This is a genomic window from Halalkalibacter sp. HAAS-P013 (genome assembly GCF_056619925.1).
Window position 1 is genome coordinate 43,712 of record NZ_JBWQTU010000003.1, and the last position, 26,384, is coordinate 70,095.

A 26,384-nucleotide genomic window follows, 5' to 3' on the forward strand; every position below is an offset into this window, starting at 1 on the left:
GATTTAGAGGCAGTAGGGAATACTAAAATGTTGGAGGCAGACATGGATAAGCATCAACAGCAAATTGAAAAAGCTAATCAAGAAGTAAGTAAATTAAAAGAGCAAGTTAGCAGTCACGAATGGAACTTACAATACCATGTGATGCCGCAAGCAAATTGGATGAACGATCCGAATGGGTTCTCTTTCTTTAAGGGAGAGTATCACCTTTTTTATCAACATCATCCATATGATCCTAAATGGGGCCCGATGCATTGGGGACATGTCAAAAGCAAAGACCTTGTTCATTGGGAGCATTTGCCTATTGCCTTGGCTCCTAGTGAGGATTATGACAAAGACGGTTGCTTCTCTGGAAGTGCAATTGAGAAGGGTGGAAAGCTCTATTTAATGTACACAGGGAATGTCTGGATTGAAGGAAAACTAGATGAAGATTTAAAACAAGTACAGGCCATAGCCGTAAGTGAAGATGGGATTCATTTTGAAAAGATAAAAGAAAACCCTGTCATTTCAGAAATACCTGAAGGGGATATAAATATCTTTCATTTTCGAGATCCAAAAGTATGGAAGCATGAGGAATCTTACTATTGTGTGTTAGGATCTAAAACGAAAAGCAATACAGGACAAGTATTGTTATACCGATCTCCTAACCTAATTGATTGGGAATTTGTATCCATCATGGCCAAGGGGGAGGGCAATTTCGGATTTATGTGGGAATGTCCTGATCTTTTCGAACTTGAAGGAAAAGACGTTTTGGTTATGTCTCCACAAGGTGTGAAGCCTGAAGGAAACGATTATCACAACCTACATCAAGCTGGTTATGTGATTGGTGATCTTAATTACCAAACTGGTACCTTCCAATATGGCCCGTATTACACATTGGATCATGGCTTTGATTTTTATGCTCCGCAAACAATGGAGGATGATAAAGGGCGGAGAATTCTTATTGCATGGATGGATATGTGGGAAAGTGATATGCCAACCCAAGAATTTGGCTATTCAGGTGCAATGTCAATTCCAAGAATCGTGTCATTAAAAGATGATAGGTTGTATACGTTACCAGTTCCTGAACTGGAAGAACTTCGTGAAGGTGAAACGACCTATTCTAATGTTCTGATTGAAGGGGAAATGTCATTAGAAGGAGTTCACGGGGACTGCTTAGAACTTAAATTGGAAATTGATGTTAAAGATGCGACAACCTTTGGTTTGAAGTTAAGGGAGGATGCTGCAACAAAGCAAGAGACTGTATTGACATTTGATAAACGCGATGGTCTCGTTACACTCGATCGGACGAATTCTGGGAAAGGACCAGGCGGAGTCCGTAAAACAGAGGTGTCTATGGACGAGTATATTGATCTTCAAATCTTCATTGATAAATCTTCAGTTGAAGTTTTTATAAATGAAGGAGAGAAAGTAATGAGTGCACGGATTTTCCCGACGAAAGAAGCGCAAGGCATTACATTCTTTACTGATCAAACAGTTGGAATAACCAGCTTATCTAAGTGGAGCTTAAAGAAAGCGATTAAGTAGTTTATGGACCCTTATCTTAGAAGGGTAGGGGTCCATTTTTTCTACAAATAAAGGTTGTTTTTTTCTCTTGCTTATTTTAAAATATAGGTAATTCAGTTTTGTGAAAACGCTATCGTTAAAGCGTCATCACTCCTGAGAAAAGAAAGGAGGATACGATGGCAACGATTGAAGATGTAGCTAAGTTAGCTGGATTATCAAGATCTACGGTCTCACGAGTGATCAATAATCACCCGTATGTTACGGAGAGAAAAAAGCAGCTTGTTTATCAGGCAATGAAGGAATTAGATTATTACCCTAACTCATCTGCGCAACGTCTGAGAAAGCAAAAAACCGACACGATTGCCGTACTTGTTCCAAGTCTGACGAACCCGTTTTTTCCTTTTCTTATTGAAGGGTTGGAAACAGTAGCTGTGGAGAACGGGTTGCAATTGCTCATTTGTCAAACACATCAAAATAAGGACAAGGAGCGAAACTACTTGCAACTATTACAAACTAAGCAAGTAGATGGTTTGATCTTAACTTCTTTAGAAAATGATTGGGATTCCATTGCACCATTTAAGGAATCTGGTCCGATAATTATGTGTAATGAGTATCGATCAGAGGCAACGGTTCCAGTCGTACGACTAGACCAAGTAAAGGGAAGTTATTTAGGTGCAAAGCATTTAATTGAAAGCGGACATAAGAAAATTGCCTATTGTGGAAATAACAAAGGTGAGCTTGGCGCTGATCGGGAAACAGGGTTTCTTGCTGCATTAGATGAATATAACATTGAAATGAATGATCAGTGGATTTTCAGAGATACACCTAGTATTGAAACGGGAAAAAGGATCTTAAGAACGATTCTATCTCTTGAAGATCAACCAACAGCCATTTTTGCTGGAAGTGATGAAGTAGGGGCAGGTATAATTAAAGAAGCTAAATTACTAGGCTTGCAGATTCCAGAGGATATAGCTGTCATTGGTTTTGATGATCTACCAGTTGCTCAATTGATGGAACCATCTTTGACTACAGTGAAGCAGCCAATTAAAGAGATGGGACAAAAAACGATGGAGATTATGGTGTCCATGTTAACAAATCAAAATAAAGTCAACGAAGATGTAATTGAGCTTCCTATTCAATTAATTAAGAGAGAATCGGTCTGATCTGAGATCGATCTCACAACAAACCTCATTGAATAGAAGGCTAATATTTTAATAGAAGGTATGAGAACGATCTCATAAACTTTACTTTTTATTTGATATGAGAACGATCTCACAAAACTTCATTTTTTATCGGCCATATGAGAACGATCTCACATAGGAGGTGTTTAGTCTTCTCGATTAGTAAATTACTAAAATTATGGAAAAAGTAAGACTAATGTCAATCAGATTAAATAATAAATCAGGTAAGAATCAGAGGAGGAAATATGATGGTAAACGTAACAGTATGGAATGAAAATCGTCATGAACAAAAAAACCCGGTCGTGCGAGACATTTATCCTGAAGGTATTCATGGTGCTATTGCAAATTTCTTAAAGGAAGATCAAGTGCAAGTGAAAACAGCAACACTTGATGACCAAGAACACGGTTTGACAGAGGAGGTACTCAACTCAACTGACGTCTTACTCTGGTGGGGACATCTGGCGCATGATGAAGTTGATGATGTAATTGTTGAAAAAGTAAAGCAGAGAGTACTAGAGGGAATGGGGCTTATCGTTCTTCATTCAGGACATTTCTCGAAAATTTTTAAAACACTAATGGGAACAACATGTGACTTAAAATGGCGTGAAGCAAATGATAAAGAACGTTTATGGATTATAGACCCAAGTCACCCTATTGTAGAGGGCATCGGTGAGTTCATTGAACTAGAAGAAGAAGAAATGTATGGAGAGCATTTCGATATTCCAGCACCAGATCAATTGATCATGATGAGCTGGTTTAGCGGTGGAGAAGTATTTAGAAGCGGTTGTACGTATCAAAGAGGAAAAGGAAAAATCTTCTACTTCCGTCCTGGGCATGAGACATATCCAACCTACCATAACGAAGAAATACAAAAAGTAATCAAGAATGCTGTTAAGTGGGCTAAGCCAACAGATCGAAATATGCCTGTTTACGGAAATGCAAAACCGTTAGAAAATATTTAATTAATAATTTATTCAATAGGGGGAATTGTACATGAGTAAAGTAAAAGTTGGGGTTATTGGTTGTGGAAGTATTGCAAAGCATCGTCATTTACCGGAGTATGCAAATAATTCTGAGGTAGAAATTGTAGCTGTTTGTGACATCGTAGAAGAGCGAGTCCATGAATTAGCAAAAGTTTATAGTGCAAAGGCTTATACAAATTACGAAGAGTTACTTTCAAATCCAGATGTCGATGCAATAAGTGTTTGTACACCAAACTACTTACATGCTCCTATCTCAATTGCTGCGCTGAAAGCGGGAAAGCATGTTCTTTGTGAAAAGCCAATGGCAACTTCACGTGAAGATGCGGAAAAAATGATTGAGGCTTCAAAAGAAAATAATAAAAAATTAATGATTGCACATAACCAGCGTTTTGTTCCTTCACATCAAAAGGCAAGACAATTAATTGAAGCTGGAGAAGTAGGGAAGATTTATAGCTTCCGCACAGCCTTTGGTCATGGTGGTCCTGAAGGCTGGAGTGCCGATGGAAGTGAGAGCTGGTTCTTTAAAAAGGAAGAAGCATTTATTGGGGCCATGGGTGACCTCGGTGTTCATAAAACCGATTTATTACGTTTTGTTCTTGGAGAAGAATTTGTAGAAGTCGGTGCATTTATTGAAACAAGTGCTAAGCAAAATGCAGATGTTGATGATACAGCGGTATGTGTATTAAAAACAGAAAGTGGCATTATCGGAACTCTTGCTGCGAGCTGGTCGTATGTAGCGGGTGAAGATAATTCAACGATTATTTACGGGGAAAAAGCGATTCTTCGTTTAGAAGATGATCCTGTTAACTCACTAATTGTTCAATATAAAACAGGTGAAGTCGTAAAGTATGAGCTAGGCGGTATTCAAACGAATGAAGCTGGTGGACAAAACAATACACAAGTAATTGATCAATTTGTGAGTGCGATCTTACAAGACACGGAGGTTCCTGTCCCAGGTGAAGAAGGGATGAAATCTCTTCAAGTGGTGTTATCAGCGTTAGAATCAAATGAAACAAAACGAATTACTAGCTTGTAATTGAGGGAGTATGTTATGCAAAAACTAAGAATGGGAATTATTGGAGCAGGAGGGATTGCTCAGGATCGTCATATCCCTGCCTATCAACTTATTTCAGATAGAGTCTCAATTGAAGCTGTTTGTGATGTGAATCTTGATACAGCGAAAGCAGCTGCAGAAAAGTTTGATATTCCTAAAGTTTATTCTGACTACTGGGACCTTTTTAGTGAAGTAGATGCTGTTACCATTTGTACGCCTAATAAGTTTCATGCCGAAATTACCATTGCAGCACTTGAAGCAGGTGTTCATGTCTTTTGTGAAAAACCAATGGCCATGAGTACAGATGAATGCAATTCTATGATAGAAGCGGCAAATGAGTCAGGAAAAGTTCTTTCTATTGGATATCACTATCGTTTTATGAAGGAATCACAGGCTGCTAAAAAGGTCATTTTAGAGCGAGAAATTGGTGAGCCGATCGTGGCAAGAGCACAAGCGCTTAGAAGACGAAAGGTACCAGGCTGGGGTGTATTTACAAATAAGGAGCTCCAGGGTGGAGGAAGTTTGATAGATTGGGGCTGTCACTTTTTAGATTTATCACTTTGGTTGCTTGGCAATCCGAAACCAGTTCAAGTAATGGGAAAAGCGTATAATCACCTTAGTAAAATTCCTGGGCAAGTGAATGAGTGGGGAAGCTTTGATCATGAAACATTTGATGTAGATGATCATGTTACAGCCTATATTACGTTTGAAAATGGTGCAACCATGTTGTTTGAAACATCATGGGCAGCAAATATTAAAGAAGATGTAGAAAGTGTTAGTATTTCGGGCTTACAAGGCGGTATTGACTTATTTCCGTTTGAACTTAATCAAGCAAAACACGGGATGCTTTTAAATAGTCAATCGACCTGGATTCCAGGTGAAGACAATCCAGGTCTCGCGCAAGTTAGGAATTTCGTAGACACGTGTTTAGGTATGGATGAGCTTATTGTAAAGCCAGAAGAAGCAATGCAAGTGTCTCAAATTATCGATGCGATATATAAAAGCAGTGAAACAGGTCAAAGTGTAAAGATAGAAAATAGGGAGGACTTTGTATGAAAGTAGGCGTATTTACTGTATTGTTTTCTCAAAAGAAATTTGAGGAAATGCTAGATTATGTCAAAGAAGCCGGAGTAAAAGCTGTGGAAATTGGCACGGGGGGCTATCCTGGAAACGCGCATTGTGATATTGATAACCTTCTAGAAAGTGAAGAGTTACGTAAAGAATATATGGAGAAGGTAACGTCACGCGGTTTAGAGATTAGTGCGTTCAGTTGCCATGGGAATCCAATTTCTCCAGATGAGGCTTTTGCGAAGGAATCACATGAGGCTTTGGTAAAAACAATCAAGCTAGCTAGCTTGATGGGAGTTCCTGTTGTCAACTGTTTCTCTGGTACGGCTGGAGATCATGATGGCGCAAAATATCCAAACTGGCCTGTCACTCCATGGCCAAATGAATATGGCGATATTTTAAAGTGGCAATGGGAAGAAAAACTCATTCCTTATTGGAAGGAATGGGGCCAGTTTGCGAAGGATCATAATGTGAAAATTGGGTTAGAGCTTCATGGTGGCTTTTTAGTTCATACTCCATACACGTTATTAAAGTTAAGAGAAGAAACATGTGATGCGATTGGAGCAAATCTCGATCCAAGTCATTTATGGTGGCAAGGAATCGACCCTGTCGCAGCTATCAAAATTTTAGGGAAAGAAAATGCTATTCATCACTTCCATGCAAAAGACACATATATTGATCAGGATAATGTTAACTTGTATGGACTAATCGATATGCAGCCATACGGAGAAGTCCAAACGAGAGCTTGGACGTTTAGATCTGTTGGTTGTGGCCACAGTGTTCAAGAGTGGTCAGATATGATAAGTGCCCTTAGAACGTATGGTTATGATTATGTAGTAAGTATTGAGCACGAAGATCCAATTATGTCGATTGAAGAAGGGTTTGCAAGAGCGGTTAAAAACCTTAACTCAGTCGTAATAGAAGAAAAACCATCTGATATGTGGTGGGTATAAACATAGTCTAGGGCAAAGGGGCTGTCCGAAAAGTCCGGAACGAGGTGGGGCTATGGCTACCCGTTCGCTACTTGCCATGAGTGGAGAAACCCACTCCTCTCATGGCATTTAAAAGATGTAGCGACTACGCTCATTGCTTCGGGGGTGACTCAAAAAGTCTGTTTTTGACCTTTTGAGTCACCCCCTTTGCCAATTGAATTATTTTTTACAAGAATCAGCTAAAAATCCACGTTATGTGATAGGATAATAGTATCGTTTACATAACAAAAACTTTATGATAGGGATGGATGTATATATGGAAAATAAATGGCTAGTTGGTGTAGACATTGGCGGTACGACAATTAAAATGGCGTTCTTAACCCAGGCTGGAGAAATCGTGTCGAAATGGGAAATAGATACGGATACAAATCAAAATGGACAACAAATTCCTAGTGATATAGCAAGGTCTCTTGAGGAAAAGTTAGTGGAGTTAAACCAATCGAAAAGCAATTTGGCAGGGATAGGAATCGGTGCCCCTGGTCCGGTTAACTTTGCGACTGGAGCAATTGAAGTAGCTATTAATTTAGGGTGGAAGAACTTCCCGCTCAAAGAACTATTAGAGAAAGAGAGCGGTTTGCCAGTTGTTGTTGACAATGACGCTAATCTAGCAGCTCTTGGTGAAATGTGGACAGGTGCAGGTGAAGGTGCTAATGATTTAATCTTTGTCACATTAGGAACAGGTGTTGGAGGCGGAGTCATTTCTAATGGGAAAATTGTCCATGGAAAGAACGGTGCTGGGGGAGAGATCGGACATATTACATCGGTTATTGAAGGTGGCGCGCCTTGTAATTGTGGAAAAGATGGCTGTCTAGAAACGATCGCTTCTGCAACAGGTATTGTTCGTCTAGCAATAGAATCACTGCAAGAAACGGATACAGCTAGTCAACTTAGAGGTTATTACGAGGAACATAAAACGGTAACAGCCAAGCTCGTTTTGGACGCTGCAAAAGAAGATGATGAAATGGCAAAACGAGTAATGGATCAAGTCACTTTATATTTAGGGCTTGCTTTAGCTAACTTAGCGAACGGCCTTAATCCAGAGAAGATTGTCATTGGCGGAGGTGTATCGAGAGCTGGGGATACGTTATTAGCCCCAATTAAAGAACAATTCTCACGTTTTGCGTTTCCTAAAGTGTTAGAAGGTGCCGAGTTAACGATTGCGACACTTGGAAATGATGCGGGTGTAATAGGCGGAGCTTGGTTAGCAAAAACGAAATTAACATAAGTAATTTAATAAGACAACAAAATTCCCTTAACGATTCGTTAAGGGAATTTGATTTGTTTATTTTAGTGAATTCTTAATTCACTTTCAGTATCAAAGAAGTGTATTTTGTTCATATCGAATGCTAGGTCGACTTTTTGTCCCATTTTTACATCAGAACGAGCATCGATACGAGCGATAAAGTCTTGACCATCTACTTTAGAATAAAGATATGATTCCGCTCCTAACAACTCTGATACATCAACAGTTGCCGTAAATTTTGACTCAGGAGATGATTCTAAGAATAGTAGTTCATCATGGACGTCCTCTGGACGAACTCCTAGAATAACTTCCTTGTTAATATAGTTTCTTTCTTTTAACGTTTTTAACTTACCCTCAGGTACTTTTACTTGAACGTCCCCCATTTTAAAGAAACCATCAGCAGTAAGTGAACCCTTAAAAAAGTTCATTGCCGGAGATCCTATAAATCCACCAACAAAGACATTGTCTGGATTGTCATATACTTCTTTTGGTGTCCCAACTTGCTGAATGATTCCGTCTTTCATAATAACGATTCGAGACGCCATTGTCATCGCTTCTGTTTGGTCATGTGTTACATAAATTGTTGTAGTTTGCAAGCGTTTGTGTAATTTCGTAATTTCCGCACGCATTTGTACACGAAGCTTAGCATCTAAGTTTGATAATGGCTCATCCATTAAGAAAACTTGAGGGTCACGGACAATTGCTCGTCCTAAAGCAACACGTTGGCGCTGACCACCAGACATTGCTTTTGGCTTACGATCAAGCATTTCTGTTAGACCTAAGATTTTTGCTGCGTCTTGTACTCTTCTATCAATTTCATCTTTTTTAAATTTACGTAGTTTCAAACCGAACGCCATATTATCATATACATTCATATGAGGATAAAGAGCGTAGTTTTGGAAAACCATTGCGATATCACGGTCTTTTGGAGCTACATCATTTACGCGACGATCTCCGATATAAAGGTCCCCTTTAGAGATATCCTCAAGTCCTGCAATCATACGTAAAGTTGTTGATTTACCACAACCAGATGGTCCAACGAATACAACAAACTCTTTATCTTGAATTTGTAAATTAAAATCAGTAACCGCTGTTACATCCCCATCATAAATCTTGTAAACGTTATCTAATCTAATTTCACCCATGTCGATCTCTCCTTTGAATATCTTTAATATAGATAAAGTGTAACGTTTGTAACCGTTTTCGTATACGGTAAAAGTGCATAAAAAAGAATGCATTGTTTTTGTGCACAATGCATTAATGGATGTTTTTTTCTATTAATAGAGATAAATAGATGGTAACGGCACTACGAAAATGTCGAATGTCAATTCCAGTTTTTTCAATAAATTTATCAACTCGATATTGTAATGTATTTCGATGTAGATATAGTTTTTTAGCTGCAAGCGACACATTCATATTACAATCCAAATAGACTTTGATAGTTTGAATTAAATCAGGATCCTCAATAACTTGTTTTAATGTCTGCTCTCTCATCTTAACTAGAGTGTCAGGACGAGCTTCACCGATAAGCAGGAAAGGAAGTTCTTCTGCTCCTTTATATACCTTTTTTTTATGAAAGTGTTTAATAGTTTGGAAATTAGATTTTTCCCAATAATAGCGGGTCTTTGCCTCAGTTATTGTCACATTGCTAATTCCTAGATACATCACTATCTCTATAAAAAAGTCACTGATGATGTTGTCAACGATGGATTCAAATAAATTCTCAATTGTATCTGTCATTTTTGGATCTAGATCAATGATGACTCCTGATGATTCGTTTTCCCATAGGATGATTGTTTTTGCTGGAAACATACTTCTTATGGCTTCTGTAAATGCTTCCCGTTCTTGAAGTTCATCTTTTAAATGAAAGTAAACAAAACGGAAAGTTTCACCGTTATGACGTTCTGGATTAGCTTCACCTTCTTTAAATAATATGGATGACCAATATTCCTCTTCAGGTGTTCTAGGGGAAAATTCTTTTTGTTTCGGTAGAGGGGTTAGAAAAATATTTAATAGGTCGAGTTCTTTTTCATGCATGCGGTCAATTGGAAAACCAATCGTTACGTTTTCGGGTGTTTTGAACCAATAAAAGTTGTCATCGTATGTAATGTGATCATGACCGACGATAAAAACATCTCCAAAATGTGCTCTAAGCTTGTCTAACATGAATGATCAAATCCCTTTCAAGGTTTTAACTTGAAATAAGTATAACAATCATGAACAACAATATAAAGATAACATCATCATTCTACTATTAATTAGAAGAAAAGAAACGATGAGCTTATGCTCTAATAAAAAAGCGCATTTCTAAAGGGCAGGCACTGAAAAACTACCTTTTTCAGTGCCTCCTTCAAAACATCACAGTTTTATTTTGGATGTGCAGAAAATTACTTACACCAACTTGCACCTAGGATAATAAGCAATATGACCAGCACCACAATCAATGCGAAGCCAAAGCCAAATCCTGGGCGGGGGGTTGGGGGACAACAATATCCACCGTACCCGCCATATCCGCCGTACCATGGACTATAGTAACCCATAACTCACACCACCTTTCAGGAGGGTTACTACACACTATGCATTTGTCTTGACTTTAGAGCTAGGTAAGAGTGGAATTTTAATAAAATATATTTTTTTGTTAGCCTCTCTATCTTTTTAGTTCCTTTTATTTGTTTGATCCTTCTATGTATGATACTCTTTTTTTGGAAAACTCTACCGTAGAATAAAAAATAGGAGAGAATGGTTATGTTAGAAAAAGATAAGACAAAAAAGCAAATTTTAGATGCGTTTCAGTTTAGACATGCTACAAAAGTATTCGATCCGAATAAAGTTATTTCCGACGATGATTTTCAATTCATATTAGAAACAGGAAGGCTATCTCCAAGTTCGATTGGGCTTGAACCTTGGAAGTTTGTCGTACTGCAAAATAGAGAGATGAGGGAAAAGTTAAGAGATATCGCTTGGGGAGCTGGTGGGCAACTACCGACAGCTAGTCATTTTGTTATTATTTTAGCTCGTACAAGTAAAGATGTCAGGTACGACTCTAATTATATTACGGATCATTTTAGAACTGTGAAGAATGCACCTGAAGAGGTCGTTAGAGAGATTCCGGCACGCTATCAAAATTTCCAAGAAAACTTCGGGGTTTTGGAAAGTGAACGTACCATCTTTGATTGGTCATGTAAACAAACGTATATTGCGTTAGGGAATATGTTAACCGCTGCTGCGCAAATAGGAATAGACTCTTGTCCAATTGAAGGCTTTAATTATAGGTTTGTTCATGAGTTTCTAAAAGAACAAGGGTTATTAGAAGATGGTCATTTCGACGTCTCTGTTATGGCTGCCTTTGGGTATAGAAAGGATGAGCCAAGACCAAAGACTAGAAAAGAATTAAATGATATTGTTACATGGATTAATTAAGGTATGTCTTAAAGTATTTGAGAACTTCTACTAATTGGAAAGAAGGGGTGTCTCAAAAGGCAGGACTAGGGGGTGAATCAAAAGGTCAAAATCTTTGGTTCACCCCTTAACTAATTCTTTCAATTGCGTAAGAATGGCTGTGAAAGCTTCTTCATTATCAACTTCACGGAAAGAAGAGAAAGGGTCTTTTTGTTTTTCTAATCGTTCAATCACCGCTGGTAGTGTAAAAGTATTCGGGGTTAATGAGTCATTTACTTCATCCCAGTTTAATGGAGTAGCGATGAGCCCTTTTACGCTTCCCCGAGGGGAATAAGGTGCGACAATGGTTTTTCCTTCATCATGTTGGATGTAATCAAGGTATAGTTTATTGTTTCTATTTTTCTTCAATCGTTCCGTCGTAAATAAATCGGGTTGCTGCTCACATAAAAACTGACAAATGAATTGCGTGAAAATTCTAGTCTCTAGATATGTGAAGCGATTCTCTGGCAATGGAATATATACTTGCAAGCCCTTCCCTCCCGATGTTTTAACAAAGGAGGTTATAGTAAATTGGTCAAAAATCGCTTTCATTTGCTTTGCTGCAATGATAGCTAAAGAAAACTCATTAACAGATGGAGGATCTAGGTCAAATACAATTTCTGTTGGTTTGTCTGTATATCTTGTTTGAAAGGGGATATGAAGCTCAAGAGCGAGTTGATTCCCTAACCAAAGGAGAGTTTCGATATCATTACAGACGATATAATTAATATCTTCAACCTGTTCAGTCTCAACAAAGTCAGGTGCATAGTCTGGACAATGCTTTTGATAAAAGCTTTCACCTACTGCACCATGTGGATATCTAATAACCGTAAGAAGACGCTCACCCAAAAATGGGAGCAAGTAAGGTGCTACTTTTTGTAAGTAAAGTAAGTATCTATCTTTTGATACGTCAATCGTTGACCAAATTGGTTTATCTGGATTTGTGATCGTAATGTTATCAGGAATGGGATGAAGCTGTCGCTGCATATGGTGCCATGTACATTCTGGAGGTTCCTGATTAAAATTAAAAGCATGGAAACGCGGCTCACGCAATTGCTTCCCGTCAAAGTCAATACAAGCAATGTCAACGCAAATAGATGGTGGTAGCTCCCATATATTTAGTCCTCGTTTCGCCCCGTTATTTTCAAAAAAAGCCAATAATGTTTTTTCTTCATCTTCTGTCAGGCCATGCCTGAAAATAACAACCTCTATAAGGTCACTTCCATGATAAATAGCACCGTGAAAATAACCGTTGTTTTTATCGAATTTCGTTAAAATAACGGAAACAAAGCGATAGTTCTTTATTTTAAGCCAATTGGAGGTTCGCTTTTCGCTTTCCCAGTGACTTGTCGTTCGTTTGGCAACGACTCCTTCTCCATTGTTGGAAACAATTTTATTCCACAAATAGCTTTCTTCAGTGAAAACATCGATTAATTGCAGTCGGCTAGTGTTTCTATAATCAACAGAAGTAGGTAACCGCTTTTCGGTAAAAAAGCCTTCTAATATTTCTTTTCTTTTTTTTAGATTTCGGTCAACAAGCAGCTCTCCTTTTACCCTCATAACGTCAAAAACGATAAAGTGACAAGGGAACTCTTTAACGTGTTTTGCGATATTTGATTGATTTTTCATTCGTCCTCGAACTTGAACCGTAGAAAAATGACTCTGTAAATCATTTCTTAAATTCACAAGTTCTCCGTCAAAAGTTAGTGGTAAAAAATCTTTAAGTAAAGGATAAATTTCCTCACAATACTTAATAATTTCAGGGAAATGAAGGTTTAATTCTTTTCCATTCCTACTGATTAGCTTAGGTATTTCATCATCCCAATACAATATACAACGAAATCCATCATACTTTGTTTCGTAAATCCAATCCTTCCCTGTAGGAATATCAGTTGCAGGGGATAATAGCATTGGTTTCATAAATGTCACCTACTTTGTCATTCAGTTATCAGTTACTATTTAAGCTGTAACAAATGTAAGACAACCATACATAATCGTAGACAAAAACTTGCATATTAAAAGAAAAAGTAGGTGGTTCTTATGCATACAGTTTGGAAAGGCAGTATAAGTTTTGGCCTTGTTAATATTCCGATTAAACTTCACACTGCAACAGAAAACAAAGATATTAAATTGCGACAAATACACAAGGAATGTCATACTCCTATCAGCTATCAAAAGGTGTGTCCAGGGTGTGATAAAGAAGTTAAGAATGAGGATATCGTTAAAGCTTATGAATATGCAAAAAACAAATTTGTTGTATTAGATGATGAGGAACTTGAAAAGTTAAAAAAAGAAAATGAAGATAAGGCAGTTGAAATTATTGACTTTGTGAAACTAGAAGAGATTGATCCGATTTATTTTGAGAAAAGCTATTTTATTGCCCCTGATAATGGTGGGGGAAAAGCGTATTCATTGTTACGCAAAGCATTAACAGAATCAGGAAAGATTGGTATCGCAAAAATCATTATCCGATCTAAGGAGCAATTAGCTGTAGTACGTGTATATAAAGATACTCTTTTAATGGAAACGATCCATTTTCCTGATGAAGTGCGTAATGTACAAGATGTTCCGAATGTACCTTCAGAACAATTAGTAGAACAAAAGGAACTTGATACAGCGCTTATGCTTGTTGAACAATTAACAACAACATTTGAGCCTGAAAAGTATACAGATGAGTATCGAACAGCCTTAATGGAATTAATTGAAGAAAAGAAGTCAGGGAAGGAGACCGTTACAGCAACAGAAAAAGAACCAGCCGCCGCCGCAACGAATGTTACAGATTTAATGTCTGCTCTACAAGCTTCTCTGGATAAAACAAAAACGAAGAAGCCTGCAACAAGAAAGAAAAAAGCACCAGCCAAGAAAAAAGCAGTTGAAACAGTAACAAGTGCACGAAAAAATGCCTAAAGGAAAAAGAGACTTAAAGGGAAGTCACTAAAAGAGGTCTTCGTGTTTACCTTTTTTAGTGACTTCTTTTTTAAAAGAAAGTTCTAGTTTGATCTAAGTTGTGAGAGAGGCAAAGCACTTATTTTCTATAGAACTGCTATGGTTTATATAGTAAACTAGTGAGTACGATCAATAAAAGTCAGGAGTAGGTTGTAAAAAGATGAAAATAATTACAAAGCTTATCATAGGATTAGGCTCAATACTTGGGATTATTATCATCTTGAGTACGACCGTTTTCTACACATTAACCCAACAAAATACGAGTATGCGTGAAATTGTGACAGAAGACCATCAAAAGATAGTACTAGCACAAACGCTAAATCATGAGACAAATACGATAGCTAGAGAAATGAGAGAGCTCTTGCTATTGGACTCAAATGCTGAAATAACGGAGAAGGTTACAATTATTAATGACGCTTTAGATAATCAAATAACGATATTAGATTCTCTTGAGCAAATAAGTTCATTAACTGAAGAAGAACGTTCTTCGATTGCGTCTATCTACCAAATAAGAAATGCATATAATGAAATGGTTCAAACAGTTATATCTTTGGTTTTATCTGATGACTATATAGGGGCAATAAATTATTTATTAAACGAAAATGAAGAATTACGAAGAGGAATGATACAAGAAGTTGACTTATTTGCAGAGCAAGAACAACTTTTTATGTTAGATAGACTCACAGAATCAGAAGCTGGTTACCGTAGTACCATTACATATTTAGTTCTCTTAACAATAATTTCGTTAGGAGTCGTTACGACTATCACATATTCGATTGTTAAAAATATATCTTCTAGTATTAACAGTGTACGCAAAGTAATAACTAGTGTAAGGAGTCATCCTTTAGATAGGTTACCTCGAATTGAAGTGAAGTCAAAAGATGAAATCGGTGAAATAGCCATTGCCTATAACAATATGGCAGATTCTCTGGAAACCGTAACGAAACAAGAAAAGGAAATTGCTGAATCGTTAAAAGAGGAGAACTGGATTAAATCAAGATATGCCGAAATTGCAATGAAGTTTCAAGGCATCATAGACTTAAATGAATTTGGTACGGTCTTTATGACGAATATTGCACAATTTGTAAGAGCTACTTATGGAGTTATTTATGTAAGAGGTGAAGGAAATACGTTATCGAAGATTTCCTCTTACGCCTCTGATGATAGTAGGATTGGCAAGGATAAAATACACTTAGGCCAAGGGTTAGTCGGACAATGTGCAGCTGATAAGAAACTGATGGTATTAGATCATCTTCCAAACGGGTATGTGTCCACAACATCTGGTTTAGGAGAAGCTGCTCCAACATCACTTATTCTTTTACCTATTGAATTTGATCAAGAGGTTGTAGGTGTTTTAGAATTAGCTAAATTTGAGCCATTCACCCAATCAGAAGTCAGAATTCTAGAGCAGCTAAGTCAATCATCTGGATCAAGCATTGAACGAATATTAGATCATATGAAAATTGAAGAGCTGCTGACTGAATCACAAACTCAATCAGAGGAGCTCCAACAACAGCAAGAAGAACTGCGTTTAATTAATGAACAGTTACACGAACAATTTAAACAATCAGATGAGAAAAAGCAGGAGCTTGAAGTGATTAAAAAGGATTTAGAAGAAAAGAATCGAAATATTAAACTTGGGTCAAGGTATAAATCAGAGTTTTTAGCAAATATGTCGCATGAGCTCAGGACACCTTTAAATAGCATGTTGATCTTATCACAAATGCTTGTCGAAAATGTAAATGGTAATTTAACAAATAAACAGGTAGAACATGCATCAACGATTTATTCATCAGGACGAGATTTGCTAGATTTGATCAATGATATATTAGATTTGTCTAAAATTGAATCTGGAAAAATAGATGTGTTCCCAGAAGAGGTGTTAATTAGTGATATCAAGGCGTTCGTCGAGAGACAATTCGCACCTATTTCTACTCAAAAAGGAATAGATTTTAACATTGTTATAGAACCGAACGCTCCTGCGATTCTCTTTACAGATGATCAAAGGTTAAAACAAATACTTAAGAATTTGTTATCGAATGCTTTCAAGTTTACTGGAGATGGGAAAGTAGAGCTTCACTTTAAAAAGGGGAAGGAAGCAGATGGGGTAAAAATTGCGTTTTCCGTTATTGATACAGGAATTGGAATTGATCCGGACAAGCAGCAAAATATTTTTGAGGCGTTCTATCAAGAGGATGGTACGATTACTCGCAAATATGGCGGAACAGGACTCGGATTATCCATTAGTAGAGAGCTTTCAGAGTTGTTAGGTGGTTATATTGAAGTGGAAAGCATAGAAGGTGAAGGTAGTATGTTTACTTTGCACCTATCTGATTATCCTCACGAATCTGAGCTGCGTGAAACGTTTATTGATGAAGTAGCAGGGACAATCGAGGATAAGATCGTCATAATAGATGAAGTTATTGAGGAATCAGATGAAATGCTTACAGTGGCAGAAGAACAGGAACAGGATGAGACGAAAGAACAGTTGCAAAATAAAACGGTTCTTATTGTTGACGATGATATGCGGAATGTTTTTTCACTAACAGCGGCTTTAGAAATGCAAAATATGAATGTCATTTATGCTGAAAATGGAATTGACGCTATCGAGGCCTTATCAGAATATAAGGAAGTTGATATCGTCTTAATGGATATCATGATGCCTGAGATGAATGGATATGAAGCAATGAAAGAGATTCGTAAAAATGAAAAGTGGTCCCAGTTGCCTATTTTAGCATTAACCGCAAAAGCAATGAAGAATGACCGAGATAAATGCATTAAAGCAGGAGCTTCAGACTATATTAGCAAACCTGTAAACATGGAACAACTTCTTTCGCTAATGAAGGTTTGGCTCCATAAGTAGTTTAGAAGAGAATGGTGAGTGCAGATGATTGATTCGTCTTTATTCCAAACTCAAGAGGAACGATTGAATGAAATAGAGAGAACAGAAATTGAATTATTACTTGAAGGAATTTATCAAACGTACGGGTATGACTTTCGAAATTATGCCTATTCATCTATTAAAAGAAGAATATGGTACCGTGCTCAAATTGAGGATGTTAAGACTATTTCAGAATTTCAGGCAAAAGTGTTGTATCAGCCTGAATTGATGAAACAATTGTTACGTGATTTCTCCATTAATGTAACAGAAATGTTTCGAGATCCAAGTTTCTTTAAAGCATTTCGTACAGAAATTGTACCGGTTTTACGAAATTTACCCTTTATTCGAATTTGGCATGCAGGTTGTTCATCAGGGGAAGAAGTATATTCTATGGCTATTGTTTTGTTTGAAGAAGGACTTCTTGAAAAAACAAAGATTTATGCTACCGATATGGATGAAGAAATTATTGAGAAGGCAAAGCTAGGCAAGGTATCACTTGAACATATGAAATTATACACGAAGAATTACCATCAAGCAGGAGGGAAGAAGGAATTCTCTGAATACTATTCTGTGTGTGATAGTGAGGTAGTGCTTCATTCTTTCCTTATTGACAATATTGTCTTTGCCCACCATAATCTAGTAACTGATCATTCCTTTAATGAGTTTCACATGATTGTTTGTAGAAATGTACTTATTTATTTTAATAAGCAACTAACTAATCGAGTGTATACTCTTTTTTATGATAGTTTAAGTGAAAATGGTTATTTAGGTCTTGGCTCAAAAGAGTCGATTAGCATGTACCGATCAGCAGAATTATACGAAGAAGTTAATTCTGCTGAAAAGATATATATTAAAAAAATCAGAAGTGAATTAGAGGGGTAAAGTTATGTCTGCTCACGAAAAGGTTGCAATACTAATGGTTGATGATCGACCAGAAAACCTAATGGTTTTAGAGGCTGTGTTAGACTCTGAACACTATTTATTAGTAAGCGCAAAGTCAGGAGAAGAAGCTTTAAAGAAAGTATTACACTATGATTTTGCAGTAATTTTATTAGACGTCCAAATGCCAGGTTTAAATGGATTTGAGACGGCAGAAATCATCAAACAAAGAAAAAATTCATGCCATATTCCGATAATATTTATAACTGCATTAAGTAAAGCGAATGAACATGTCTCAACAGGTTACTTAAGCGGAGCTATTGATTACATATTTAAACCATTTAATCCAATTATTCTGCGAAGCAAAGTCGAAGCGTTTGTTCAAATTTACCGAAAACAACTAGAAATTGAGAGAAAAAATTCTCAATTAGAAAAACAGTCTTCAAAATTGCAAGAAAAGCAAAATAATCTTGAAAATATTATTAATGAAAAAACGAAGGAATTGCTAAAAGCGAATGAGGAACTCCAGGTGTCTCACGAACGATTCCAAAAGATTTTTCAACTTAGTCCTAATTTAATGGCCATTCGTTCATTAGCCGATCAACGATATGTTGATGTAAATCAAAGTTGGATTCAGTTTTCTGGTTATCAATTCGAGGAGCTTGCTACATTAAGTAATGACGTGCTTGCCATTCATTCTGATACAAGGGAGCAAACTGTTACGGAGACAAGCCCGAAAGATTTACAAGTGGGAATATATAATAAAGAAATTACATATGTGACCAAAAAAGGTGAAAGGCGAGAAGGTTTGCTTTCAACAGAAACAGCAACAATCAATGGTGAGCCTTGCATCATTAGCACCATTACAGATATAACAGAACTAGTCGATTTAGAAAAAGAGGTTTCTCGCTTAGATCGATTAAATCTAGTAGGCGAAATGGCAGCAGGAATTGCACATGAAATACGTAATCCGATGACAACTGTACTGGGCTTTCTTCAACTAGCAAAAAATCAGAGTCATCATCCGCAGCCTGAGGAATACATTAATTTAATGATTGATGAGTTGCACCGGGCAAACGGAATCATTACAGAGTTTCTGACGTTAGCAAAAGATAAAGCAAATAATCGAAAGAAAAAAGACTTAAACGAAATTGTGACAACCTTGCATCCTTTACTAAGAGCAGAAGCACTGATGAATAACAAATCTGTGTTATTAGATTTAGCAGAATGTCCACAGCTTTATTTAGATGAAAAAGAGATTAGACAGTTAATTTTAAATATAGGGTTAAACGGTCTAGAGGCAATGGAAGCTAGCGGGATTTTGACATTAAAGACGTACACAAGTAATGAGAACGTAATATTAGAAATTGCAGATACCGGTCCCGGAATTAAGAAAGAGGTATTGGAAAATATCGGTACACCATTTTTTACGACAAAAGATAACGGTACAGGACTTGGTTTAGCTATTTGTTATAGCATTGCCTCACGTCATTTTGCCAATATAGACGTTAAAACGAGTGAAAAAGGAACATCTTTTATCATTTCTTTTCAACAGACATCAGTAGAGACACCTCAAGTTACAAACAGGCTTTCTTAAAAAATTCACTATTCATGTTTACTAAAAGCGCAAACAGGGTATGGAGTAAAAAACACCAATGCAGGAGGTATGTGCTAATGAATGGAGATATTAAATATCCAAGTTTAAGGCGCTCTGTTGAAAAAAGCTTAACTAGAAAAACAGATGAAAAAGAAAGACGCTTCATGAAATGGTTGATTCAAAAAGAAAATAATAGCAAGTTGAATAAGGAAACGATGTAAAAGTTAAAGCTTTGTTTTGGTTTTGATAAGATATTTGGTCCCAGTTTTTCTCATTATATTTTGTCATAGGTGACAAATACTACTGAAGAAAAAGGAGGGGTTTCTATTGGCCAATCAAAAGGATAAAAATTCATTAAAGTCATCAGAAGGCGTCGCAGAGAATTCATATCAACCTTCCGATTATAAAAGTACAGAAGAAGTTGAACAAGGATTAGCGGAAACGCATGAGCAAGTAAGTGATGCGTATGTTGAAGGCACGATTGACAGTCAATCGAAAAGATGAGTTTAAAGAAAAGTAAATAATAAAGTTGGGGGTGTCATAGAGGTGAAAACCTAGGCACCTCCTTTTTAAATGAAAAAAGGGTGCCTGAAAAGATAAAAGCATCTCCCTCGGCACCTCTAACATAAAAGGATAATTATTTAAATAGTTTTCTTATCGCTTTTCCAGAAGTGCGTCCAACTACACGTCTGCCTAATCTCTTTCCAACCTTGCCTTTTCTAACTGCGTCAATATCATTCCAAATTCTGAGCATTTTATAGATCGATGATTTTAAACTCAAAATAAATCTACTCCTTTTATGAATGTATGTATAAGTGTATCACAAAATGGGCTAGATATTTGCTTACATATACATAAGCATCAATCAAAAATATTCTTATTTGTTTTGCATAACAATTGTTCTTTGTGTAAAAGTAAGGACGAGACGATAAATGGGAGGGATTAGATTTATATGTTTAAAAAGTCAAAACCATCCAGGTCAAGTTATATCGTAAGTTCAATAGTTGGCGGCGCTATAGGAGCAGCAGGAGTCATGTTCATGAATAGTGAACGTGGGCGAGATCTGCGAAAAGAAATGAGTAATCAAATGAATCAACCTTTTTCCGAAACTTTAGTGGAAATGGGCAAAGAGTGGGCGACCTTTGGTGACGTTGTAGATGCAAGAACAACTACTAAAGAAAATGACGAATAAAATAATATTGAGTTATTTTTAAGTGAAGAGTGTTTCAAAAGTCGGGGTGTCCAAGAGGTCAAAGTCAAGGCCCTGGGACACCCCGCTTTGTTTATTTTTGACAAATTATAGAAAAAGCAAGAGTAATTAATACAATATTGTTTTCTATACCATTTTGTCCTACCTATGATAAAATACTATATGCAAAGGTGGGATTTTAATGGAGATTGATAATTGGAAATGGGATGCTTTTGTCCATTCATTGAACCGTTTAGAATGGACAGACATTGGAATAGCAATTGCCATATTTTCAGTGTTTTTGTTATTTAGGAAATTATTTACTCGATATATTTTCAAACTTATTTTATTGATGCTAAAGAAAACTCCAACGGAATTCTTTTCAAATCTTCTAATGTCTTTTGAAAAGCCGATTCGAGTTTTATGGATTGTAATAGGTACATATTTAGCCCTAGTGTATTTACCTTTTCATTTTACGACAATTGAATTTGTGGAACACTTATATAGATCGATTATTATTATGTTAATTGGTTGGGGGCTTTTTAATTATACATCGGAATACTCAATGGCAATTATTAAACTTGCTCGTAATGTTGATTTAGACGAACATAGCATGTTTGTTCCTTTTGTATCAAAAATTTTGCGCTTTGCTGTGGTTGCCTTGGTTATCGTTGTTGTCGCAAGTGAGTGGGGATATGAAATCAGTGGTTTTATAGCTGGTTTGGGTCTTGGTGGACTAGCATTTGCATTGGCAGCTCAAGATACTATCGGGAACTTTTTTGGTGGAGTTATTATTATTACTGAGAAGCCATTTTCTAAAGGGGATTGGATTCAAACGCCTTCGGTTGAAGGAACAGTCCAAGATATTAGTTTTAGAAGTACACAAATTCGAACGTTCTCGGATTCGATCGTTACCATTCCTAATTCTACTTTAGCTAATGAGCCTATAACGAACTGGTCAGAGATGGGGAAGCGTCGAATTGCGTTTACAGTAGGTGTAACGTATTCAACTCCAAAAGACAAGCTTGAAACCTGCGCGAGAAGAATTGAATCTGTACTTAGATCTCATGATGAAATTGACCAAGATTTAATCATGGTTCGTTTCAACGAATTTAATAGTTCTAGTTTGGATATTTACATTTACTTTTTTACAAAAACGATTGTCTGGGTTGAATGGTTTAGAATTAAAGAAGAGATTAATTTTGAAATTTTGAAAATATTAGAAGAAGAAAATGTATCAGTTGCATTTCCAAGCAGAAGCATTTATATGGAAAATGATCGTCAAGAAAAAAACGAAGAATTGATGCTGAAAGAGAGTTCAAGCGAAAGCTGAGCTCTCTTTTTGTATGGATCGCTTTCAAATAAATAATTATGTGTGTTTTGTCGCAAGCTAATTTAGAGAGATAGTAGTAGGAAAGGAAGGAGATAAAAAGCGTGAAGAATTTAACCATTACTTATAAGATATCGGTTGTTATTGCTCTCGTTTTTGTTATTTGGGGAGCGTTGTTTCCAGAGCAGCTTGGGGACATAATGGGGATTGCACAAGCCTTTTTCTTAAGTGCATTTGGCTGGTTTTATAACTTAGCGGCTACATTCTTTTTGATCTTTTCGCTAATTTTAATTTTTAGTAAGTACGGCAAGATCAAACTTGGGAAAGATACGGATAAACCAGATTTCAATAGAGCAACATGGTTTGCGATGTTATTTAGTGCTGGTATGGGGATTGGTCTTTTATTTTACGGAGTATCTGAGCCTGTTTCCCATTATGCTGCTCCTCCAACTGGTGAAGGAAGTACAGAAGAATCTGCTCTTCTTGCTCTCCGGTATACGTATTTACATTGGGGCTTTCATGCTTGGGCCATCTATGCAGTTGTTGCCTTAGCTCTTGCTTATTTTAAATTTCGTAAAGATGCACCTGGTCTAATGAGCGCAACATTGCATCCGGTTTTTGGAGATCGTGTTAATGGTCCACTTGGATATACGGTTGATATTATTGCCGTATTTGCCACAATTTTTGGAGTTTGTGCTTCACTTGGGTTAGGGGCGCAACAAATTAATGCAGGATTAGGATATTTGATAGGAATCCCTGTTAATTTTACGGTACAACTAATCATTATCTTGATCATTACTGTATTATTTATAATTTCTGCTAGTACGGGAATCAAGCGTGGAATTAAATATTTAAGTAATACGAACATGGTTTTAGCAACGCTCTTGTTGATTGCAATGGTTATTTTAGGACCTACTTTGTTTTTGTTTAATTTATTTACACATACATTAGGTGAATACATTCAAAATTTACCTCAAATGGGTTTACGAATTTTTCCTTTTGATGAGGCGAGAGCTGAATGGACACAAGGTTGGACAATCTTTTACTGGGCATGGTGGATTTCATGGTCGCCATTTGTAGGAATGTTTATTGCTAGGGTCTCAAAAGGGCGTACGATTAGAGAATTTACAATTGCTGTGCTAGTCGTCCCGACCCTTGTGTGCGCATTCTGGTTTTGCGTGTTTGGTGGAACCGGGATAAACTTAGACTTAATACATGGAATTGATGTAGCCGGACAAAGTTTAGAAACGGGTTTATTTTTCGTTTATGAGCATCTCCCTTTAGGTGGTGTCTTATCAGTTATTACGGTTTTGCTGATTACAACGTTTTTCATTACTTCTGCAGATTCAGCGACTTTTGTCTTAGGAATGCAAACTACGGAAGGAGATATGGATCCATCTAATTTTATAAAGATATCTTGGGGTTTAATACTGTCTGCCTCAGCTATTGTGTTAATGGCATCTGGTGGATTGCAAGCACTTCAAACAGCAATTATAGTTAGTGCTTTTCCATTAACCATCGTTCTGTTAGTTATGAGTGTTGGTATTTTGAAAATATTTAAAACCGAAGTTAGGGGTTTTAAAAAAACGCGGAAAGAAGGATAATGTAGTTTTGGATGACCTAGCCTTCCTTGTACATCATAAAGGACGCTGGAGTCATCTATTTTTTTGTTGTCATGAAGAGTTATTAATTACATATAATGATAAGGTTAATTTGCTTCATGTTCGTCAAGGCTTTTATTATTCGGATAATACGAGGTGAGCGAAATGAAGAGTGTATTAACTATCATTTTAGTGTTGTTATTAGTAGGGTGCGTACAAGTCTCAGGTGAATATTCAAGTGAAAAAAATCAGGATCAATTTTCTTTACCCGTCATGAGTAATAATGATTCATTTTTGTCTTTTAAGTGGATAGAGCAAGGATATAATGGTTTTTTTTTACCGATTCAGGCTAATATAGAGCAAAGTATGGATGAGGTGTTGGGACGATTAGGTGAACCTAAAGCGCAGGGACATTATGAAGGTGGTGTTTATTGGGACTATGAACAGGCAACCTATTTTTTTGACCCACATACGAACAAAGGTGTGGCAATTGCAATAAATATTGAAGAAAATCAACTTACAAGTGAGGAAATGAGAAGACAGCTGGGTACCCCTGATCAAAGTGAGATGAACGAAATGGATGGGTACTGGATGTTTGTTTATAAGTTAGATAATTATGAATTACTTTTTGAAGCCAAATCAGAGAAAGACATTTTATCATATGCTTGGCTAAGAAAAACAAACAAACACTAAAGAAAAAAGCCTATAGTGAAGGAGTTCCAAGGTCCAAAAGAGACCCAATTGGAGCTCCTTTGTTATTGGGCATAGAAAATTCAGAAAAAAAGAAAAAAATGGTTGCGGAAACCACACCTCTGTTATATGATAATATCATAATATAAACACTGTATTAATACAGATTGAAGAAGAGGAGGAGAAAATTAGTGAGACAGAAAATGAAGCAAGGGTTACAAGTGGTTGGTCTAGTCGATCAGAGTTGTCATGAAATTTTAACGACCGAGGCTTTAGCATTTGTTGAAGGGCTATGCAGAACATTTAACGGACGTCGTGAGAAACTTTTACAACGGAGGCAAATACGGCAAGAAGAATTGGATCAAGGAATATTGCCCACGTTCCTAGACTCTACAACGCATATTAGAGAAAGTGAATGGACGATTGCTCCACTTCCGAAAGACTTACAAGATCGTCGGGTCGAGATTACGGGTCCAGTTGAACGTAAAATGGTAATTAATGCATTAAATTCAGGTGCGCATGTTTTTATGGCTGATTTTGAAGACGCTAATGCTCCAACTTGGGAAAATACAATACAAGGGCAAGTGAATCTCCGTGATGCAATTAGAAGAACAATTAATTATGAAAATACGAAAACAGGTAAAAGCTATCAGTTAAATGAGAATACCGCAACCTTGGTTGTAAGACCGCGCGGCTGGCACCTGGAAGAAAAACATCTAATATTAGATGGGAAGCCGGCTTCTGCAAGTCTTGTTGATTTTGGTTTATACATGTTCCACAATGCTAAGGAATTAATAAGTAGAGGGACTGGACCATATTTTTATTTACCAAAAATAGAAAGCCATCTTGAAGCTAGGTTATGGAATGATGTATTTATTTACGCGCAAAAGCAATTAGCTATTCCAAAAGGGACGATTAAAGCAACAGTCTTAATTGAAACGATTTTGGCATCATTTGAAATGGACGAAATTTTATTTGAATTAAAAGATCATTCAGCAGGCTTAAACTGTGGAAGGTGGGATTATATTTTCAGCTATTTAAAACGTTTTCGAAATCATCCTGACGTCGTACTTCCTGATCGTAGTCAAGTAACAATGACGACACCATTTATGAGGGCCTATTCGCTGTTAACAATTAAAACGTGTCACCGAAGAGAAGCACCGGCTATTGGAGGAATGGCTGCACAAATACCAGTAAAAAATGATGAAGAAAAAAATAGAGAAGCGTTTGAAAAGGTGCGCATAGATAAAGAGAGAGAGGTACGTGATGGGCATGATGGTACATGGGTAGCACATCCAGCTCTTGTACCTATAGCAAAAGAAGTGTTCAATCGCTATATGCCAACGCCTAATCAAATTGATAAAAAGAGAGAAGATGTAGAAGTTAGTGCAATGGAATTAATCGAAGTACCTAATGGGTCAATTACAGAAGAAGGTCTTCGTATGAACATTAGTGTAGGAATTCAGTATATCGAATCTTGGTTGAATGGGAATGGTGCGGTGCCAATTCGAAATTTAATGGAGGATGCAGCAACTGCAGAAATTTCCCGTGCGCAAGTATGGCAATGGATTAGACATCCAAAAGGGGTACTTGATAATGGAACCAATATCACTTTAGAATTTGTTAAATGCATTCAAGAAGAGGAGTTAGAAGTTTTACGTGTTGAACTTGGAGAAGAGAGGTGGGAACAAGGAAGGTTTAACGAAGCTGCAGATTTATTTACTAAATTAATTGAAAACGATGAATTTGAAGAGTTTCTAACGTTGCCTGGATATCAACTACTAAATTAATAAAAAAATAATAGATGGG

General features: G+C 36.9%; 24 protein-coding genes. 19 read left to right on the forward strand and 5 right to left on the reverse strand.

The features are described from left to right. The first annotated feature begins 42 nt into the window (after window positions 1-42). From AC1FXP_RS06530 to AC1FXP_RS06560, 7 genes are all read left to right on the forward strand, one after another. Window positions 43-1,524 carry a glycoside hydrolase family 32 protein gene (locus AC1FXP_RS06530; protein WP_480059594.1) on the forward strand — a complete coding sequence of 494 codons (1,482 nt, stop codon included), beginning with the start codon at window positions 43-45 and terminating at the stop codon, window positions 1,522-1,524. A 155-nt stretch (window positions 1,525-1,679) separates the two neighbouring features. Further along, window positions 1,680-2,666, forward strand: a complete 987-nt coding sequence (locus AC1FXP_RS06535; RefSeq protein ID WP_480059596.1) for a LacI family DNA-binding transcriptional regulator — start codon at window positions 1,680-1,682, stop codon at window positions 2,664-2,666. A 266-nt stretch (window positions 2,667-2,932) separates the two neighbouring features. After that, window positions 2,933-3,646 (forward strand): ThuA domain-containing protein, encoded by a 714-nt coding sequence (locus AC1FXP_RS06540; RefSeq protein ID WP_480059810.1) that lies wholly within the window; start codon window positions 2,933-2,935, stop codon window positions 3,644-3,646. A gap of 31 nt (window positions 3,647-3,677) precedes the next feature. After that, a complete protein-coding gene (locus AC1FXP_RS06545) occupies window positions 3,678-4,703 on the forward strand; it encodes a Gfo/Idh/MocA family protein (protein WP_480059598.1) in 1,026 nt (341 codons plus the stop codon). 15 nt (window positions 4,704-4,718) lie between these two features. Further along, window positions 4,719-5,777 (forward strand): Gfo/Idh/MocA family protein, encoded by a 1,059-nt coding sequence (locus AC1FXP_RS06550; protein ID WP_480059600.1) that lies wholly within the window; start codon window positions 4,719-4,721, stop codon window positions 5,775-5,777. Continuing rightward, entirely contained in the window at window positions 5,774-6,742 is a 969-nt protein-coding gene (locus tag AC1FXP_RS06555) for a sugar phosphate isomerase/epimerase family protein (RefSeq protein ID WP_480059602.1), read from the forward strand. Before AC1FXP_RS06550 ends, AC1FXP_RS06555 begins: the two co-directional genes overlap by 4 nt. Window positions 6,743-7,037: 295 nt before the next feature. Next, window positions 7,038-8,006: an ROK family glucokinase gene (locus AC1FXP_RS06560; RefSeq protein ID WP_480059604.1), complete on the forward strand. Its 969-nt coding sequence runs from the start codon at window positions 7,038-7,040 to the stop codon at window positions 8,004-8,006. Window positions 8,007-8,068: 62 nt separating this feature from the next. Here AC1FXP_RS06560 and AC1FXP_RS06565 read toward each other — a convergent pair whose 3' ends face one another. From AC1FXP_RS06565 to AC1FXP_RS06575, 3 genes are all read right to left on the reverse strand, one after another. Beyond that, window positions 8,069-9,169, reverse strand: coding sequence for an ABC transporter ATP-binding protein (locus tag AC1FXP_RS06565; protein WP_480059606.1), 1,101 nt, complete (start codon window positions 9,167-9,169; stop codon window positions 8,069-8,071). Between the two features lie 112 nt (window positions 9,170-9,281). After that, window positions 9,282-10,190 (reverse strand): PucR family transcriptional regulator, encoded by a 909-nt coding sequence (locus tag AC1FXP_RS06570; protein ID WP_480059608.1) that lies wholly within the window; start codon window positions 10,188-10,190, stop codon window positions 9,282-9,284. Between the two features lie 221 nt (window positions 10,191-10,411). Beyond that, window positions 10,412-10,564, reverse strand: a complete 153-nt coding sequence (locus tag AC1FXP_RS06575) for a YjcZ family sporulation protein (RefSeq protein ID WP_480059610.1) — start codon at window positions 10,562-10,564, stop codon at window positions 10,412-10,414. A gap of 205 nt (window positions 10,565-10,769) precedes the next feature. On the opposite strand from AC1FXP_RS06575, the gene AC1FXP_RS06580 reads away from it, so the two are divergent. Beyond that, window positions 10,770-11,444 carry an NAD(P)H-dependent oxidoreductase gene (locus tag AC1FXP_RS06580; protein ID WP_480059612.1) on the forward strand — a complete coding sequence of 225 codons (675 nt, stop codon included), beginning with the start codon at window positions 10,770-10,772 and terminating at the stop codon, window positions 11,442-11,444. A 99-nt stretch (window positions 11,445-11,543) separates the two neighbouring features. Here the strand turns inward: AC1FXP_RS06580 and AC1FXP_RS06585 are convergent, their stop codons facing one another. Continuing rightward, entirely contained in the window at window positions 11,544-13,382 is a 1,839-nt protein-coding gene (locus AC1FXP_RS06585; RefSeq protein WP_480059614.1) for a DNA ligase D, read from the reverse strand. Window positions 13,383-13,502: 120 nt separating this feature from the next. Here AC1FXP_RS06585 and ku point away from each other — a divergent pair, with 120 nt between their 5' ends. From ku to AC1FXP_RS06615, 6 genes are all read left to right on the forward strand, one after another. Then, on the forward strand, window positions 13,503-14,369 hold the full coding sequence (gene ku / locus AC1FXP_RS06590; RefSeq protein WP_480059616.1) for a non-homologous end joining protein Ku: 867 nt from the start codon (window positions 13,503-13,505) through the stop codon (window positions 14,367-14,369). A 199-nt stretch (window positions 14,370-14,568) separates the two neighbouring features. Next, complete coding sequence (locus AC1FXP_RS06595; protein WP_480059618.1) at window positions 14,569-17,271, forward strand: ATP-binding protein; 2,703 nt, start codon at window positions 14,569-14,571, stop codon at window positions 17,269-17,271. A gap of 24 nt (window positions 17,272-17,295) precedes the next feature. After that, window positions 17,296-18,171 (forward strand): CheR family methyltransferase, encoded by an 876-nt coding sequence (locus tag AC1FXP_RS06600; RefSeq protein WP_480059812.1) that lies wholly within the window; start codon window positions 17,296-17,298, stop codon window positions 18,169-18,171. Window positions 18,172-18,175: 4 nt separating this feature from the next. After that, window positions 18,176-19,765 (forward strand): response regulator, encoded by a 1,590-nt coding sequence (locus AC1FXP_RS06605; RefSeq protein WP_480059620.1) that lies wholly within the window; start codon window positions 18,176-18,178, stop codon window positions 19,763-19,765. Window positions 19,766-19,842: 77 nt separating this feature from the next. After that, window positions 19,843-19,986 carry a hypothetical protein gene (locus AC1FXP_RS06610; RefSeq protein WP_480059622.1) on the forward strand — a complete coding sequence of 48 codons (144 nt, stop codon included), beginning with the start codon at window positions 19,843-19,845 and terminating at the stop codon, window positions 19,984-19,986. A gap of 106 nt (window positions 19,987-20,092) precedes the next feature. Beyond that, window positions 20,093-20,269 carry a DUF4025 domain-containing protein gene (locus tag AC1FXP_RS06615; protein ID WP_480059624.1) on the forward strand — a complete coding sequence of 59 codons (177 nt, stop codon included), beginning with the start codon at window positions 20,093-20,095 and terminating at the stop codon, window positions 20,267-20,269. Between the two features lie 133 nt (window positions 20,270-20,402). On the opposite strand, the gene AC1FXP_RS06620 is transcribed toward AC1FXP_RS06615, so the two are convergent. Beyond that, window positions 20,403-20,546, reverse strand: a complete 144-nt coding sequence (locus AC1FXP_RS06620) for a hypothetical protein (protein WP_480059626.1) — start codon at window positions 20,544-20,546, stop codon at window positions 20,403-20,405. Window positions 20,547-20,717: 171 nt separating this feature from the next. Here AC1FXP_RS06620 and AC1FXP_RS06625 point away from each other — a divergent pair, with 171 nt between their 5' ends. From AC1FXP_RS06625 to aceB, 5 genes are all read left to right on the forward strand, one after another. Next, on the forward strand, window positions 20,718-20,957 hold the full coding sequence (locus AC1FXP_RS06625) for a YtxH domain-containing protein (RefSeq protein ID WP_480059628.1): 240 nt from the start codon (window positions 20,718-20,720) through the stop codon (window positions 20,955-20,957). A 199-nt stretch (window positions 20,958-21,156) separates the two neighbouring features. After that, window positions 21,157-22,287: a mechanosensitive ion channel family protein gene (locus AC1FXP_RS06630; RefSeq protein WP_480059630.1), complete on the forward strand. Its 1,131-nt coding sequence runs from the start codon at window positions 21,157-21,159 to the stop codon at window positions 22,285-22,287. 101 nt (window positions 22,288-22,388) lie between these two features. After that, window positions 22,389-23,888 (forward strand): glycine betaine uptake BCCT transporter, encoded by a 1,500-nt coding sequence (locus AC1FXP_RS06635; protein WP_480059632.1) that lies wholly within the window; start codon window positions 22,389-22,391, stop codon window positions 23,886-23,888. 162 nt (window positions 23,889-24,050) lie between these two features. Then, complete coding sequence (locus AC1FXP_RS06640; protein WP_480059634.1) at window positions 24,051-24,578, forward strand: DUF4309 domain-containing protein; 528 nt, start codon at window positions 24,051-24,053, stop codon at window positions 24,576-24,578. Between the two features lie 200 nt (window positions 24,579-24,778). Continuing rightward, window positions 24,779-26,365, forward strand: coding sequence for a malate synthase A (gene aceB / locus AC1FXP_RS06645; RefSeq protein WP_480059814.1), 1,587 nt, complete (start codon window positions 24,779-24,781; stop codon window positions 26,363-26,365). The last annotated feature ends 19 nt before the right edge of the window (window positions 26,366-26,384 follow it).

Coding starts and splice junctions, on each gene's coding strand:
- AC1FXP_RS06530 (WP_480059594.1), top strand. CDS start 43: ATGGATAAGCATCAACAGCAAATTGAAAAAGCTAATCAAGAAGTAAGT.
- AC1FXP_RS06535 (WP_480059596.1), top strand. CDS start 1,680: ATGGCAACGATTGAAGATGTAGCTAAGTTAGCTGGATTATCAAGATCT.
- AC1FXP_RS06540 (WP_480059810.1), top strand. CDS start 2,933: ATGGTAAACGTAACAGTATGGAATGAAAATCGTCATGAACAAAAAAAC.
- AC1FXP_RS06545 (WP_480059598.1), top strand. CDS start 3,678: ATGAGTAAAGTAAAAGTTGGGGTTATTGGTTGTGGAAGTATTGCAAAG.
- AC1FXP_RS06550 (WP_480059600.1), top strand. CDS start 4,719: ATGCAAAAACTAAGAATGGGAATTATTGGAGCAGGAGGGATTGCTCAG.
- AC1FXP_RS06555 (WP_480059602.1), top strand. CDS start 5,774: ATGAAAGTAGGCGTATTTACTGTATTGTTTTCTCAAAAGAAATTTGAG.
- AC1FXP_RS06560 (WP_480059604.1), top strand. CDS start 7,038: ATGGAAAATAAATGGCTAGTTGGTGTAGACATTGGCGGTACGACAATT.
- AC1FXP_RS06565 (WP_480059606.1), bottom strand. CDS start 9,169: ATGGGTGAAATTAGATTAGATAACGTTTACAAGATTTATGATGGGGAT.
- AC1FXP_RS06570 (WP_480059608.1), bottom strand. CDS start 10,190: ATGTTAGACAAGCTTAGAGCACATTTTGGAGATGTTTTTATCGTCGGT.
- AC1FXP_RS06575 (WP_480059610.1), bottom strand. CDS start 10,564: ATGGGTTACTATAGTCCATGGTACGGCGGATATGGCGGGTACGGTGGA.
- AC1FXP_RS06580 (WP_480059612.1), top strand. CDS start 10,770: ATGTTAGAAAAAGATAAGACAAAAAAGCAAATTTTAGATGCGTTTCAG.
- AC1FXP_RS06585 (WP_480059614.1), bottom strand. CDS start 13,382: ATGAAACCAATGCTATTATCCCCTGCAACTGATATTCCTACAGGGAAG.
- ku (WP_480059616.1), top strand. CDS start 13,503: ATGCATACAGTTTGGAAAGGCAGTATAAGTTTTGGCCTTGTTAATATT.
- AC1FXP_RS06595 (WP_480059618.1), top strand. CDS start 14,569: ATGAAAATAATTACAAAGCTTATCATAGGATTAGGCTCAATACTTGGG.
- AC1FXP_RS06600 (WP_480059812.1), top strand. CDS start 17,296: ATGATTGATTCGTCTTTATTCCAAACTCAAGAGGAACGATTGAATGAA.
- AC1FXP_RS06605 (WP_480059620.1), top strand. CDS start 18,176: ATGTCTGCTCACGAAAAGGTTGCAATACTAATGGTTGATGATCGACCA.
- AC1FXP_RS06610 (WP_480059622.1), top strand. CDS start 19,843: ATGAATGGAGATATTAAATATCCAAGTTTAAGGCGCTCTGTTGAAAAA.
- AC1FXP_RS06625 (WP_480059628.1), top strand. CDS start 20,718: ATGTTTAAAAAGTCAAAACCATCCAGGTCAAGTTATATCGTAAGTTCA.
- AC1FXP_RS06630 (WP_480059630.1), top strand. CDS start 21,157: ATGGAGATTGATAATTGGAAATGGGATGCTTTTGTCCATTCATTGAAC.
- AC1FXP_RS06640 (WP_480059634.1), top strand. CDS start 24,051: ATGAAGAGTGTATTAACTATCATTTTAGTGTTGTTATTAGTAGGGTGC.
- aceB (WP_480059814.1), top strand. CDS start 24,779: ATGAAGCAAGGGTTACAAGTGGTTGGTCTAGTCGATCAGAGTTGTCAT.